Annotated in this window: 10 protein-coding genes; 5 read left to right on the top strand and 5 right to left on the bottom strand. The window is 48.0% G+C overall.

What is annotated here, in order from left to right; translation table 11 throughout:
- Positions 1–121: 121 nt before the first annotated feature.
- Positions 122–1,654, bottom strand: coding sequence for a PqqD family peptide modification chaperone (locus JMJ04_RS37350; protein WP_201375439.1), 1,533 nt, complete (start codon positions 1,652–1,654; stop codon positions 122–124).
- A 245-nt stretch (positions 1,655–1,899) separates the two neighbouring features.
- On the opposite strand from JMJ04_RS37350, the gene JMJ04_RS37345 reads away from it, so the two are divergent.
- Positions 1,900–2,343, top strand: a complete 444-nt coding sequence (locus JMJ04_RS37345; RefSeq protein ID WP_201370538.1) for a hypothetical protein — start codon at positions 1,900–1,902, stop codon at positions 2,341–2,343.
- A gap of 103 nt (positions 2,344–2,446) precedes the next feature.
- Here JMJ04_RS37345 and JMJ04_RS37340 read toward each other — a convergent pair whose 3' ends face one another.
- Together JMJ04_RS37340 and JMJ04_RS37335 are read right to left on the bottom strand one after the other, a co-directional pair.
- On the bottom strand, positions 2,447–4,348 hold the full coding sequence (locus tag JMJ04_RS37340) for a hypothetical protein (RefSeq protein WP_201370539.1): 1,902 nt from the start codon (positions 4,346–4,348) through the stop codon (positions 2,447–2,449).
- 56 nt (positions 4,349–4,404) lie between these two features.
- Complete coding sequence (locus JMJ04_RS37335; protein WP_201375438.1) at positions 4,405–4,992, bottom strand: glycosyltransferase; 588 nt, start codon at positions 4,990–4,992, stop codon at positions 4,405–4,407.
- A 1,655-nt stretch (positions 4,993–6,647) separates the two neighbouring features.
- On the opposite strand from JMJ04_RS37335, the gene JMJ04_RS37330 reads away from it, so the two are divergent.
- From JMJ04_RS37330 to JMJ04_RS37310, 4 genes are all read left to right on the top strand, one after another.
- The gene (locus JMJ04_RS37330; protein WP_201375437.1) at positions 6,648–7,688 is read left to right on the top strand and encodes a TIGR02391 family protein; all 1,041 of its coding nucleotides are present in this window, start codon (positions 6,648–6,650) and stop codon (positions 7,686–7,688) included.
- Positions 7,689–7,822: 134 nt separating this feature from the next.
- A complete protein-coding gene (locus JMJ04_RS37325) occupies positions 7,823–9,250 on the top strand; it encodes a hypothetical protein (protein ID WP_201375436.1) in 1,428 nt (475 codons plus the stop codon).
- A 460-nt stretch (positions 9,251–9,710) separates the two neighbouring features.
- Positions 9,711–10,496 (top strand): hypothetical protein, encoded by a 786-nt coding sequence (locus JMJ04_RS37320; protein ID WP_201375435.1) that lies wholly within the window; start codon positions 9,711–9,713, stop codon positions 10,494–10,496.
- Positions 10,497–11,074: 578 nt separating this feature from the next.
- Entirely contained in the window at positions 11,075–11,938 is an 864-nt protein-coding gene (locus JMJ04_RS37310) for a GNAT family N-acetyltransferase (protein WP_201375433.1), read from the top strand.
- 104 nt (positions 11,939–12,042) lie between these two features.
- On the opposite strand, the gene JMJ04_RS37305 is transcribed toward JMJ04_RS37310, so the two are convergent.
- Both JMJ04_RS37305 and JMJ04_RS37300 read right to left on the bottom strand, forming a co-directional pair.
- Entirely contained in the window at positions 12,043–12,555 is a 513-nt protein-coding gene (locus tag JMJ04_RS37305) for a flavoprotein (RefSeq protein ID WP_201375432.1), read from the bottom strand.
- Between the two features lie 49 nt (positions 12,556–12,604).
- The gene (locus JMJ04_RS37300; RefSeq protein WP_201375431.1) at positions 12,605–14,791 is read right to left on the bottom strand and encodes an ATP-binding protein; all 2,187 of its coding nucleotides are present in this window, start codon (positions 14,789–14,791) and stop codon (positions 12,605–12,607) included.
- Positions 14,792–14,911 lie beyond the last annotated feature (120 nt).

Here is a 14,911-nt window from a genome sequence, read left to right as displayed (position 1 = left end):
AAAGCGCACTGCTGACAGCGCTGGCACCCTGTATCGACTATGAAACCCTGTTGTTGATTTTTGCCAACATGCTCAAGGTGAAACCGAGAGTGTGAACCTTGTTTTTCCAAAGCGCCTTTGATCATTCGTGTACTCCCACAAGATGCTTTTCTTGCAGCAATGCTAGCATAGCGAGAATATCATCGGCCAGGTCAGTTTCACCTAATTGCTGTTCAGCTTCTCGGATCACATCCTCTACGCTCTTTTTTTGCTGACAGATATCTAATAACAGTGCTGTTTCCTCGTTCAGCGTGAAAACATTCATAGTGAGTGAATGTCTCTCGCGTTGAAACACCAGGTGATAGTGACCAGGTTGCATCAGGTGGTCGTCCAGAGGCTGTTGTTGCACCAGGGGAGCAACAAGGTCCACGACTGGATAGGAAAAGGTTTCACGATAGACACCTGGTAGGAGAACAAGAGAGGCGTCTCTCTTGAAAGGTGGTCCCTCTACCGTTAAGGGTGCGTTGATCGCGGAAAACGCATCCTCCAGTGTTGGTTGATAGGTATAGTAGTAACGCAATCGTTCATAGCGGACAATATCGCTCGCATAACATGGGGCAAGTTCGTCAATGGCGAGCGACTGCTCAAAAAACACACCAAACTGGTCAATCCGCATCAATGTCTCGTCATGTGAGTGGACCGGAAAGTGGTGGTAGAAGCGGTCAAAGAGACGTTCCAGGAGCGATTGTGGCAGTGTGAAGGTCGCTGGGTAGATCGAGCGTAAACGCTCTAGTTGCTTCATTTTCAATGAAGTTGCAAAGTACTCTAACAATTTCCTATCGATTGCCCGCAGCGACTGCTTTTCCTCCTCGCTCAACAGATATCCCTCAAAAGAGACATCTGGGTCGAGAGAAAATAATCGCCGTAAAGAGTCATCCGTGTAGAGCTGTGCCAGGTAGGACTGCATTTCGGCAATACTCATCAAGTTCCTCCTCTGTTGGACCTCGCTGTGGATACGCGTAAAAAGGTTTCCCCAGGCATCTACCTCGGCTGCAAATTGTCCTCGATCTCGGCCTATATCGTCGTATCCCTGTCGTCCTATGTGTCGACTGGCCTCTGGATGAGAGACAACGGTGTTCAGGATGGTAGCCAGATCCTGGTGGTCATGTGGGCCAACCAGATACACATTGCGACCGTGCTCAAGACGCGCGTGGTAGGTCTGCTTTTGAGCTATTTCATGGGAGAGAATCTGACAGGTTCCGCAGGCAAAAACCTCTTGTGGAATGAGGGGCGTATGGATTGGGATGGGAAAGTCCCGTTCTAAAAAGCAAACAACAAGACAGGATCGGATGAACTGCGGCACGGACCAGTGGGGAAGAAAGGGAAGAAGCCAGGTCACGTCTGAGAGGTCGTGTTCTTCGATGGAGGAGGCAAACGCAGCCAGCGTCGCCTCACTTCCTTGATTGAGAGCGAGGAACTGAAAAGGCACACGTTGTTTTTTGAGTAAGCCCAATGCTTGCACGAGGTCAAACGTTCCTTTGACCGTTCCCGCTTTTCCATAGATTCCAATAGTAGGGATGTGTGGGTTAAATGGCTTCTCCAAAAAACGGCGAAACACGTCATAGTAGCTATTTGTGGGAAGATTATCTTGAACCCAGGGAAGAAACGTTTGCATATCAAGCGGCGAAACCTCTGGTGTAAAAATTTCAGCGGGAAGACATGAGCCCACCGGGAAATAGAGTCTTTCTAACCCACGGATTGCGCAATGAGTGTGACGAGCCCATTGAGGCGGAAATCAATCGGTCGGATATGAAGGAAGCAACGTCCTCTGTACGCTCACAACTGAGCCAAATGATATACTACTGATATACTGTTGAAGAGCTATCCTCTTCATTTGGCTCAACGAGTAGGATTTCCCGCTTGCATCTGACATCAGAGGGAGTTATGGAGTATCTGATCATCTATCAAGGCCAAGCAATCGCAAAAATCACCCATCCAGAAGCGGATGTTGGGCAGGGCATCGTCATTGGCCCGTTTGTCCCGTTTCCAGCTTATGAAAGCGTTCGCGCTGTGTTTCAGATCTCTGGGCAGCTTATCGCTGCTGAGCTTGAGAGCGGGAGACGGAACGAAGGTGCCTGGCAGCAGTACTACCAACAGCGAGATGTGCTTACGCAGCGTCTCTCTATTACCACTCTTGATGATCTCCCAGTGGAAACCACTTGGATCGACATCCTTGACTGCTCGGAGGACATGGGAGACGATGGATACGAAGCTCACTTTGTGGTGGCGACTCCTGAATTCTTCAAGGATGTATTGCTCTGGGATCAGAGAGCAGAAAGGGGCGGGGCACCCTTTTCAAGCTGAAAGCATGTGGAGGCGCTCCGTGCCTCTGTTCTGGAAAGAAAGAAGGCCGGATCGATAGGTGGAAACCGGGCCTATCAGCCACCTTTCTCCGCTGGCGTTCCCTCTACACCGCGATCAGACCGAGCCAGATAGCAAAGCTCTCTGGGATACCGAACAGCTTGAACGTGAGCTGGCCAGCCTGAGCCTCGCGGGCATTGCGTGCAAGCCGCTCATCCCACGACAAGCGGTAATGAGCACGCTGGGCCCGAGAGATCGTCGGAGGGGAGACGATTGGGGTGGGAGGAAGAACTGGCCCCATCTGGATGTCCAGGCGTTGGCGGTGCAAGTGCAAGCACGCCTGCCGTTGATGTCGCCGGCTCCAGTCCCGCCAAAGCAGCGGATCCGATCCCACCACCAGGGGATGAAGCAGAACGCTGACCTGGCGCGGTTTGGCCGTTGTACTGCCGTTCCATTGGCACTGCTCGCGCAAGGGACAGGGACGACAACTCCGAATGCTGGCCCCATAGACCACGCGCAGGCTCCCATCGGCTTCTCGGCGCTGTTCATGCGGCAGGAGCGCGCTCCCAGCAGGGCAACGCACCGTTCCATCGGGCTGGAGCGCAAAGTCCTGGCCTGAAAAGCGACCAGCCTTCCATGCCGAACCCACTTCTGGAGGAGCATAGCCAGAGGCAGGCGCTGCGTGTGGTGGAGGTGGTGGGAGAGGAGGAGCAAACTCGGTCATACGCAGTGGCTCTGGTGTGAGCTGATGGCCCAGTTCGAGTCTCAGGTTCCACACCCATTGGGAGACCAGTTGCCAGCATTCCTGTCCCCAAGCCGAATGGCTGCACCACCGGTCGGGATCGATCTCCTGGTCTTCATCTGAGAGGACGGGCTCAAAAGCGCCGCGATGCAGGTACAACTCAACCACATCGCGGGCGGTAAACGCCTGTTGGGGCAGGTTGGTGAAGAAGAGTTCGTAGACCACTCCTGCGCGTGTGACCCCAATGGGACTCTTCTTTTTGCCTGCCGGATGGGTCGCGACGAGCACGCGGCAGGAGACGCCATCAGATCCCACCGGGATCTCTGGGCAATCGTAGAGGCTGCGCTCCATCTGACTTTCGGGACGCTGCTGGATCTGATCAGGTGGGAGATGCAACCGGGCCGAGACGCTCGGATGATCGAGCAGGTGATAGTCTTTCCCACGGGTCACAAACGCGAACCCCGCCACCTCGGCGAGCACGGCCCCATTGCCATATAGCCCATCGAGCCTGAGCAGCGTACGTTCTGGGGAGAGTTGATGGGGCGCCAGATACCGGCCAATGGCCGCAAGCCCCTTGCGCAGTTCCTCGCGATAGTGTCCGTTCCCGCGATTGCCAAACGTGCCTACCCACTGATAGCTGTGCGCCTGCGACACCGTGGTCCTCGTCCTGGCCGTTTCCCCCCGTTTGCGGCCCCGGTAACCAGGTGCGCAGACCTCATCCAACCGGCGAAAGGGCGGGGGCAGCTCATCGGTTTGGGGTAAAGCACGTTGGCGGGCGGCTTCCCGTGTGCCGTCGATATCGAACACGGTCCAGGGGGCACCCTTTCGATCCACCAGTCCTCCAGTTTGCTTGTCGGGGGTCAGAGGACGCGCGAGCAAATCATCGAGAAAGAGGGTCCGCAGCGCTTCGACCGGAGCCTGGGTGAGCGCTGCTAAAAAACGCGAGAGCGCTGAGCGTGAGGGGAGCCGGTCGCGATCAAACAGGGCCATGAACGGGACGGCAAACGGCTGGAGTCGCTGGTAGAACTCCTCGAGCGTGCGCTCTCCGCTGATCGCGTAGCCGAAAAGCACCGCGAGGAAGTCAATCACCTCATACTGGCCAAAACGCTTCCGCGCAAAGCGGACCTGCTCGTTGATCTTCTTGAACACACCCTGCGTGCGAAGATACGTGCTGATCACCACGACTTCTCCAAACCACGATGGGGTTGAGAGGTTCGACTCCGGAGTGGTCTGGATTTTCACTGAACCATCGGCGATACTGGTCATACCTGGACCTCCTTGTTGAGAACAGTTGTGATCGTTCTCTTCAAGGAGCCACATTTCTACGCCGATGGGCTACCAGTTACAACTCGTTGCGCAATCCGTGGGTCTAAGGGGACTCCCAGGTGCAGGAAACGACGGAAGGTTGATGAAGTTGCGACAATGTAGTCAGCGCCTCGTACTACCTCCTGGTACGTCGTTTGTAATTCGGGTGACTGTAACAATGCTCCGACATCACTGCCAGCATGGCGCACACCGTAGGGGACTCTGGTCCAGCGAGAGACGAGTGCAGCTGCTACTGCATATGGTTCGAGGTAATAACTATAGATGAGATCGCAGCGATGAGTACGAACCACCTCTGTTGCGATAGATGCTAATTTAGACACAAAAGGATTTGCATAGGGGATATAATGCCGGCGCTCTTGTAGTTGAGTGGTATGAACGGTAATACTTCCGGTACAGCCAGGTGGTAATAGTGGGGGCGGAGACCAGGGAAGGCTACGATACTGCGGCTCAACTTCTTCTGCATTCGTGACAACATGCACATGAAAGCCTGCCTTTGCGAGATGATACGAGAGCCACACGTTATCTTTGCTTACTCCCCCCTGGATCGGAAAATATTTTCCTATCAAACAAATAGTCAAAGGCATGGTATATATCCTTTTCTTCGTGTCTATCAGCCTTCTCAGCCAAAGTGAAGATCTTACGGGGCGGCCTGAGCTCAATGTGACCACAAGGCGCTCCGTAAGAAGATACATCTACGCTGACACGAAACAGACAACACTCAATAACATCAAACTTAGAAGCTGCACCGACTCTTGCCTATTCTCACCATGCTACCTCGCCAAGGTGTCGGCCATGGTGCTAACACACGATGGGTCGAGGTGCATCCTCACGCATTTCCTTGAATGGTGATCCCGAGTGGCATTCGAGTTTGCAGGTGTCAGGGGCTGGTGTTGGTGCTGGCAGTTTACACGTTTCCTTACATTCATTAAGAGAGACCGAGGCGGGTAACTGGGAGACGTGAACAATCTCAAAGCGCTTGAAGCGAGAACGCCTTAACGTGTCTGATGTGTTCTGCATACATACATCCTTTCTTTCGCCATGCTCAAACATGCTGCTGTCTTTGATCAAAGATTTGAGCTCTACGTGTTTAGACATTTCTTAGGAATGAAATCTTTTTCGTTGGTATAGACCTCCTTCCCTCCCTTCATGCCCAAAAACAATGAGTGGACCATGTACTAGATACTATTTCGCTGATTCGCTTACAAAGCATAGCAGATCAAGTGGGACGGGAATGGGACAGAGACAGGATAGTATGGCATTTTTTCATAAAAGGCACAAAATCATGCTATAATCCTTCTAGATAGGATTGTAGAAGAAGGGGCTGGTTTTGCGTAAAACAGAGGAGAGAGAGAGTGCAGGACGAGAAGAATCAGAAGAGCTTCATAGAGGATCAGCTTCAGGCGATGCCTGCTATTCGTGTGTTTCTCTTTGGGCCTTTTGAGGTAGAATGGCTCACCCCATCAGTTTATCCCCTTGCATGGAATAGTCGTATCTCAGCGCGTCAATTGTTCAAACTTCTCTTATGCGCACCTCATAGGCAGGCATCAAAATCACAATTGGCAGGTATCCTTTGGCCCGACTCAGATGAAGAGAAGGCGCGAGAGTCCTTCCGTTCAGCTTCGAAAGTACTAAGACGCGTTCTTCAACTGACGACGGGAAAACGCTCCTTGATACTTCACAACGAGATGTGCTGAAACTTGCCGATCAATCTTGCCTCTGAGTTGATATCGATGCCTTTGAGGTATTTACGCTATGTTGGGTGCTACCCTTACCACCCAAAAACGCTAATTACGGACCCTACTCAGGCATGCATCTGGCAGCTATCTGATCATAGCGTATAGTGCGCCAGAGCAGGCGGGTGCATGTCTGGGTAGGGGTGGGTAGTATCCCGTTAGCACTGCCTCGCATTTCTCCACTAGGTGGGCAGAGTGATGTTAGCAAAGCGAGCAGTGTGCATCATAGCGAAAACAAATTATCTGTAGCTACAGACAGTTTAAAGTATGCCATCGAGGGAATCAAGACGAAAACTATTGTTTCGTAATGTGTCTTTTGTGGGTGTGGTGTTAATTCTGTCAATTTTTACAGAGTTAACACTAGCAATCTTCGACATTCTGTAAAGGGTTGCCGGTTGGAAAACAGGAGAAGAGGCGCAAATGATTATTACAAGCATGATCAATCTAATTCTAAATCCCTTATTATCCCCAAGGAACTCTTCGACTAGGCTGGAAAGGCAAATAATATGCTTCAATTAGAAGAAATCATAGCTGATTTCAAGAACAATCACTCTGCGTTGATTGAAGAAATTGCTATCAATAGAGAAAAAATGATGCTGGCGTGCGAGATGATTAAGGATTCTTGGAGTGGATCTTGGTTTGGCTATCATAGCAAACTTTATTACGGAAATTTTAGTAAGCCACCAAGAGATGAGAGGTTTAGCATAGAATGGGGAGGGATATATACTTTCTCACCGGAATGGAGAGAGAGAAGCTCTAAAGAGGTAAAAACCAAATTAAGGCAATTAGTTGGAGATAATTTCAATGTAGATGAGTTCGAAAAGAAAGTTAGAGAGTTGGTAAATGATGTTGAAGACTTTCAAACACAAATAGAATTATTTGCAACCGCTACTCCAACTTCCAGTTCGCAACTTGTCCTATCAGAGCTAAAAAAGATTGAGCCGATAGAGCTTTTTATAAAAAGTCTTAAGCCCCAAAATCTAATAACAAGAGATATGGAGGCAGTGTCTCAGGGAATAATAACTCCTGTAATTATTTACTATGAAGCTCTTGCTCTTCAAGCTGAGACTGCTGTTACCAGTGCTCGAAAAAGCTTAAAATTGGTAGAGCGTTTTGTCAACTTACCCAAATTTCAAGCCTATGCTTCAACCATTTCTGGCTCTAAGCTGCTAGATGCCAATTTACTCCTTTTACACCCAGAAATACAAAACAAGTGCCAAAACTTAGTTGAATCTGGAGCTTACGCTGAAGCTGTTGAAAAAAGCTTTAAAGTAGTGCGAGACAAATTAAGGACTCTAACTGGATATGAGAAAGGTGCAGAAGCCTTTGGAAAGGGCAAAATTCATATTAAAGGTGCAGCAGCACCAAACGTTGATAACGATTTTAACTCCGCTGTAAAATTTTTAACAATGGCTATAGACATGTTTAGGAATGAAAAAAGTCATACCTCGAATGCAAAAATACATGACTCACAACAAGCGTACGAATACCTGTGTTTGAGTAGCTTGACGATGCGATTACTCGACCAAGCAGAAGTTGCTCCATAACTTTCATTGATTACTCTTCCCTGTATGGAGAGCGAAAGGGAGGCTCAGAGCGAAGCTCTTTGCTCCATTTTTGGTTCTCCTTTGATCAAAGTATTGCCAAACAGCATGTAAAAATTAAGTAGAGGCATTAAATTATGACGACTACATCAACAGCTTCATTTTTTCCAGAAGATGAGAGAACTATTTCCTTTGCTATTGATTCTTATGGCACTTTTGTGTTGCTGGTGCTTATAGGAAACGACTATGCTTGGTTGAGCGATGAGCACGTACACAGTCTCCCGCCTCGCGCTTTTGTAGTTCAACTGATCCAGAATCATCTTCTGGAGCCAGCACTTTCACCAGAGACTATCTCTGCCTGGCCAGATGAACAACTTCAGATCGTTGCTGTTAAGTGGTGGAATGAACAGGAGGAGCTACAGCACGAGGAAAGGCTATCAGATGATGCAACTCTAGAATCTGTGAAAGTTGCATTGCTTCACTACTATGATGCCCATATTCGCCCACTACGGACAAGCATTCAGAGCGCTGCGGATTCGTATAATAATTTGGCAGCGTCTGTTTTGGGCATTAACAGCATTGTAGCGTCGGTATCGAGAATAAACAATTTATTCATGCCATCTCCTGGTTTTATGTCTGCTATCTCACATATTGGGAGTATGAGCGAGAGCTATTCCGCCTTGTTTCGACAGTCCCAAGAAACTCTTCAGTTTTTCGAACAAAGCCTCAAAAGTGCAAATTTGATTACCAATATAATACAGCCACAGCTTAACTGGTTGGAGCGTTTGTCTCCTCATATTTTACAATCAACAGCTTTCTTTCAGGCTCTGCCTGATCTAAATGAAGTTGCTGTAGAATTAGGAGAAATAGAAGAATCAGAGGTCTTAAGCCTACAAGAAGGAGCTAGTGAAGACCTTATAGAGCAGGCTCAAGCCACTTTTAAGGTAACTCGTTATGGTTTCATGAGTCGCCTTCTTACTAATGCTGAGTTACTTGAATTTGCTTCTTACCCGGATGGAACACGGGAAGAAGAAATCACAAATAAGCTTATAGAAAAAACGAATGACGAGCGGTTTATGAAAGTGTTTATTGGGCTGGTGGAGGAGTCGCAGGTGTTACGAAGGCGCTTGTCAGTCATTCGTGAGGCGTTTGCAGTTCATCAGGAGAAGCGATACTTGCTTTCTATTCCCATACTTTTAGCTCAAGTGGAGGGGATGATAGGGGATGCTTTGATACTCAAAGGTGATGTTGGAGAGCAAGAAAACAAATTGTATCGTCGAGATGAAAATGGCCAGTTTAAATTGAAGCAAAATGGTAAACCCAATCGTTCTGACGAGATAACAGGTTTAGGTGGATTAATTCGTACATCAAAATGGGCAACACATCCAATCTTAGATGGCGTGGCGGCATTGATTCAGCAAAAATTAGGTGGAGATCGAAATATTATTCTACATGGTCGAGAAGTAGAGTATGGAGAGCCTCATTTATCTGTACAGAGTCTTCTCTTGCTTAGGCTATTAGCAGAGCAAATCTGTGCCTTTGAACGAGGGGAAGTGAGGTTGTAGCTCGGAATCGGTTCATCAAGAGATTGAAATTTTGCGAAGTGTCTGTAGCTACAGACACTTTTTGTTGTACTGGCGACAAATGGTAATAGCATGAAAACTCTCTCTTATGAGAGCGATGCGTAGAGCCAAGAAGGTTTGCGACGACACAGAAGGCTCCTCGCTCTGCGCATCAGGGATATTGCATTGGTATAAAGAGGGATCTAGAACCTTCACAGCAATACTCCAACTATCGACCAAGTTTACCATATCCCTCACCTTCTGTCTATTATTCGATTTCAGCCTTATATCACTTGAAGGAAAGAATCTCTGCAAAAATGTTTTCGCGAAAACATTTTTGCAGAGATTCTTTGTTTAGAACATAATTACGTTGACTTGCACCTATTATGTTCTTAAACTTAGTAGTGTGCCTCTCACTGCTTAGGTTTTTCCTGTAGGTTGTATCCTGTGCAAGGATGTATTAATGGATATGCATGCAGATGACGCCCACTGTTATGGACGACATGGCCCACACGCATGGCGACGTTGGAGAGAGCGTCGTTATGAACAGTACCACACGCCATTACAGATGGTCTTCATCCTTCTTCACCTTCCTCCTACCATAGAAAGGGTGGTCCTCATCTTGGCGAATCACGAGAATCCAGGTGTACCAGGGACAGCAGGAAGCGCTGGCGCCTCTTATCCTCCTCCAGGCTCTGTTGATGCCTCACATGCGAATGGTCGTGTGCGAGAAGCCATTGATCCTCTGATCCATGTAGGGAATAGTGCCTTTGCTGAAGGAAACAGTCATGGGTTGAAAGATCGGCAAAGATATGCTCTACTCTCTCCAGGTGAACTCGAAGATGCAGCGATGATGTATGCCTCGCAGTATGTGAAAGATCCTGAGCGACAAGCCTCGTTCACGCAAGAAATTTCTCTCATTGTGAAGACGATTGAGGCACCGTATCAAGAGGGCTATTTGCACGGTGCAAAGTTAACGAGCAAGAATGAACTTCCTCCTGCCTGGAAGCGTGCGATACAACAGTGTGCTCATCGCGATAAAGAGCAGGATGAACGCACAGGAGATGCTCTGACAGGAGATGAACTTTTAGATCAGGGATTAGATGGAACGCTTGAAGCTTTTGGCATGCATACGGAAGAGCGAAAACAGGCGTTTAAGACTCACCTTATGACCTATCTTGAGGCCTATAACGTCTATATTCCTCAAGGTCGCTTCGATCAAGAAAGTAGCTCCTTTCGACGTTCGTAGGAAGACGGCAAGAGATGCACCGGTTATGCTGCGCTATCTGCACAGGCGGCCTTTGTGGTGGCAGTGGACGCTACTTGCTGCATGGGTGATGAGTAGCGTAGGAGCAGTCGTCATTGTCAGTATCTTCCTTGGTTGGAGTGTGACCACCTTTGCTATTGCAAGTCTGGCTGCGCTCATTTGGCTGATGGTTCTTGTGGGAGTGTCTCTGCGTTCATAACATGCGCACTTTTCAAGAGCGAGACTCTTTCATCGCAACAAAATGTTTTCGCGAAAACATTTTGTTGCGATGAAAGAGTCCGTTCACTTGCTGAGACCTTGCTTCTCACCTGAACACTTAGATACCGTTGAGACGCTATTAAATAAAGAAGCCCCCTATAGCTCTCTACGCTCGTTTGGTGATACAATACTGAGAAATTCGGTCAACATTTCCTCCTGGCTGAATTTGAAAGGCCGCATTGCACAATCAAGCAACTTGCGAAGGTCCTTAATTGCCAGGAAGACCAAGTAAAATACTTCTGGATGCTGAAGCCTGCTGCTCTAGGACAAACAAAAGAAACAATAGCCTGCGATGGGAGGTTGTGATCATAGATAAAACCATCCCGGCAGTGACGCCAGCATTGGCCGCTCAATTAGAAAACAGTATTACTTTTTTTTCTGCGGAGAAGCAAAGAATGTTGTCGTTGCTGCCTGGTAATCCCTATGGAGTGTTTATTCGTTCCTTTGGCAAGGCCCATGCCTTCCTCGCTCAACGAGCGAATAGTGCTGCATTTAATCGTGTGCATCACATCAGTAAAAATGATCTTCCTTATCTGGATGCTATTCTTGATTGGTATCGCAGCTACGATGCTGTTTGCAGCTTTGAAATTATTCCTCTTCTTACCTCGCCTTCACTGCTCTGGCATTTTGCGAAACGAGGATTGTATCAATCAGGATTTTATAATGTGCTATATGGTCTTCCAGGTACAGAGACAGCGCGTTTCCCACATATAGACATTCGTGCTGTTGAGCCAGAAGAAAAGGACCTCTTCGCTGATGTCTATTTCACGAGTTTTGGAGTTTCGAAGACAAGTGCGAACAATTATGTCCGCGATAGTATTCGTACTCTTATCGATATATCAAGCAACCAGTGCTTCTTTGCATTCATTGAAAAGAGAGTTGCTGCCATCGCGGTTCTTTCGGTTACGCAACAGATTGGCTACCTCGGGCTCGCAGCTACCTTACCATCGTTTCGTGGATATGGGTGCCATAAGGCACTCCTCCAGGTGAGAATTGAGAAGGCAGCGAGTCAAGGGTGCCAGCTTGTCGTAGGGCAAGCTGGCGTTGGAACGATCAGTCAGCGGAATATGGAGAGATTGGGCCTCCGTCTCGCCTATACAAAAGTAGATTGGACTATCTATAGCGAGCGACAAGAACCTAACAGTTTCGACCCCTTTAACAAGTAATGCTTCTTTTCTCGTCAAGGAAGAATTTGCTTGATTCTGTTTACACATTCTTCATGTGCCCAACGTTCATGAAGAGATTGGTAAAGCATATTAGTCGGCATCATTTAACGCGGAAGAGTATGTAGCGTTTGCAGCAGAACAGAAGGCGGTATTTGGTTCTTAGGTGGATAGATATCCGGCTCATAGAGAACCTGAACTCCTGCTCGCCTGAGCAGACGGATACTTCTCCGAAAGGCTGGATTGGTATCAAGTCCACCGCCAGTTTTGAAACAGGGGACCGCGAGAATAGGCTTTTTGAGTCCAGTATATTCAGCAAGTAATCCAAGAGCCAATGTATCACTAATACCTAAAGCCCATTTATTGATCGTGTTAAAGGTGGCAGGAAAAACAAGAATCGCATCAGCGCGCGGCAGCACATCTGGTTCTTCGGGGCGTTTGTATTCGCTTCTGACTGGATGCCCCGTCATTTTTTCCAAAAGTGGAGTATCAACAAATTTTCTGGCTTGCGGAGTCAGAATGACACAAACATCCCATTCATCTTGCGCTTTCGGAATAAGATCATAGACAAGCGGGGCTGAAGAGCTAGCACAGGTAAGAATATAGAGAACCTTCTTCATAAGATGATGCGCTCCCTCAATAGGCGTTTCGCTACCTTCGTGCAGTATATCACATCAATTTTTGCTGAAAGAATGAGGGAACATCAGTAAAATATTCGTCAAGCTGTTTCACATAACTGGTATTGTGCCAGGGTTGCAATTGCTGTCGAAGTGCGTAAAGCCTTTGGATAACCCTCGGGGATTGTGTTTGCTCAAGGGCCTGTATGGCTTGGGTCGCATAAATAGACATTGCCTCTACTTCTCCTTGGAGGCCGTATGCTTGTGCAAGATCAACGTATGCAATTGATTTTCTATGTAATGAAGATGCAGGTATTGCTTTAAGGTTTGCTTGGAGATGGGACTCAGCTTGTTGGAAAAGGCCAAGACGGAGATAACAAGCTCCGATATATCCTTGTAGTCGAGACAAATTGAATGGAGCATACGAAGCTTCTATGGAAAATGCACAGGTTGCCATGCCTGTTTCAGGCTGTCGAAGCAGGTGTTCCGATTGTTGCAAAGCTTTTTGGCATGCATGAGCATTACGAAGGCTTGCATGTACCTCAGCTTCAACTACCATTAACCAGGCCCGAATAATATTGGAACCCCTAGAAGTTGCTAGAGAATGTGCTTGTTGTAAGAAAGAGAGTGCGAGGGAAGCATTTCCTGTGTAGAGTGGAAGGAAACTTCTTCTTCCTAAAATGACCGCTTGTAAAACATCGTTTTGTGCTTGTTGTGCTGATGCTAAAGCAGTTTCATAATAGCCATAAGCAGCCTCATTTTGCCCCTGAAAGAAGCAAATATCTCCAAGAAGCTGTGATGTTTCCCCTGTAAGAGAATACAATTGTAAACGCATCGCGGGTGTTTCTTCAAGCAGGTGCATAAGAGTCAGGAGATGTGCAGAGGCATCTCGATACAGCGAGTGAATATCTTCAGTTGAGTTCTTCGAGAGAACAAAGCGCTTACGATTATTTTTTGTAGTCGTCTCTAAATGGGTAATAAATGCTTGTTCAATGCTTGATGGTTTTTGAACTGCTTTGGCAAATCGCTCTATAAGCTCTCCATCCGTCCAAGGCCCTATTGAACTAATGAATGCCCCTGCGGTGCCTCTTCCTAATTGAGCGAGCAGTTGTCGGCGCAGTTTGTTCACATTCTGTTCATCTAATTCATCTCCCTTTTTCAAAGCGCTCAACCCAATTGGGGAAAAAGAAAAAGTGCTTGTATGTAATAATGCTTGGGCTGTATATTCGCCACCACCCTTCAGTGATTCTCGAAGCTGGCCTACAAAGGCCGTGATATGAGTGGAGAGAGATTTACCACTTGCTGAAAGCAAGCGTTGCAGTTTCTCATAATACATAAGCGCTTCATCAGGGCATCCTTGCTGCACCAGAAGAACAAGCAGGCGGAGGAGCGCATCTTGATCCGTTGGGAAGCGGAGAAGATGGTTCGAGAGAAGGTCTTCGGCAGCAGAGAGTTGTCCTATTTCAATATACGCATCTGCCAGCGAACGAATCATTTTGCGACGGTCTTTGAGCAAGCCTTGTCTGCGAGCTTTGACCCAGGTATGCGTCACCCATTCCTGATGACGATCCTCCACCAGAAACGTGCCGCCAAGAAGGTCTTTGGCTTCTTGCCAGAGAGCGACTGCATCCTTCGGGTTCTCATATTGTCCTGCTTGAATAACGTATTGTTCGAACGCATCGACATCGACCCAGAGGCGCGACTGATCAGCTAGTTTTAAGCGATCTCGCTGTGAGGTATCGAACAATTTTTCCCCAGTGATCGTGGTGAGGACCTTTCCCAGGGTCTTTGATGCGGAACGCAAGGACTCACGAGCTTTGTCTTCTTCACTCTCAGGCCAGAGTATCCCAGCGAGTTGGATTTTTGTTGCTTGTCGCCCTGGAGCACAGAGAAGCAGCTTGAAAAGGGAGCGTGCAGAGGTGCGACTCTCCCAAGCATGAGAGTCTTGTGATGGAGTGAGCCATTCCACGCGAAAGGGGCCAAAGAGAAAGACACGTAGCAGCGGGTTCTCCTCTTCACTCCTGGCCTTGGAAAGAGAATGCACGTCAACCTCAGTTTGACTGTACCGCTTCTCAGGCCGCTCATTGTCCATGGTGTCTACTCCTGCTCCCTCAACATCATTCATGAGAAAAACGCTCTGCTTTTTCTTTTGTCCAAAGTATATCACGCTTCTCTGTATCTGTTTACTCTTTTCTCTCCTTTTCTCCTTGCTGTCCCACTCCTGTCCCAAATTTGGCATGTTGTACGCCTTTACCGTCCCACTTCTGTCCCAATCGATCTGCTATGCTCAGAAGTGAACCGGAGAGGGACGCGTTGATGCGTTGAATCTGGTACCTGAGAAATCTATGCGACGAGAGTA

The organism is Ktedonobacter robiniae (genome assembly GCF_016587375.1).
Taxonomy (GTDB): Bacteria; Chloroflexota; Ktedonobacteria; order Ktedonobacterales; family Ktedonobacteraceae; genus Ktedonobacter; species Ktedonobacter robiniae.
The sequence above is the reverse complement of the archived record's forward strand: the minus strand, read 5'-3'. Positions and strand labels throughout refer to the sequence as shown.

Excerpts from the sequence above, each read along its gene's own strand:
- JMJ04_RS37330 (WP_201375437.1), top strand. The coding sequence starts at position 6,648 with ATGCTTCAATTAGAAGAAATCATAGCTGATTTCAAGAACAATCACTCT.
- JMJ04_RS37335 (WP_201375438.1), bottom strand. The coding sequence starts at position 4,992 with ATGCCTTTGACTATTTGTTTGATAGGAAAATATTTTCCGATCCAGGGG.
- JMJ04_RS37325 (WP_201375436.1), top strand. The coding sequence starts at position 7,823 with ATGACGACTACATCAACAGCTTCATTTTTTCCAGAAGATGAGAGAACT.
- JMJ04_RS37305 (WP_201375432.1), bottom strand. The coding sequence starts at position 12,555 with ATGAAGAAGGTTCTCTATATTCTTACCTGTGCTAGCTCTTCAGCCCCG.
- JMJ04_RS37340 (WP_201370539.1), bottom strand. The coding sequence starts at position 4,348 with ATGACCAGTATCGCCGATGGTTCAGTGAAAATCCAGACCACTCCGGAG.
- JMJ04_RS37300 (WP_201375431.1), bottom strand. The coding sequence starts at position 14,791 with ATGCCAAATTTGGGACAGGAGTGGGACAGCAAGGAGAAAAGGAGAGAA.
- JMJ04_RS37320 (WP_201375435.1), top strand. The coding sequence starts at position 9,711 with ATGGATATGCATGCAGATGACGCCCACTGTTATGGACGACATGGCCCA.
- JMJ04_RS37350 (WP_201375439.1), bottom strand. The coding sequence starts at position 1,654 with ATGCAAACGTTTCTTCCCTGGGTTCAAGATAATCTTCCCACAAATAGC.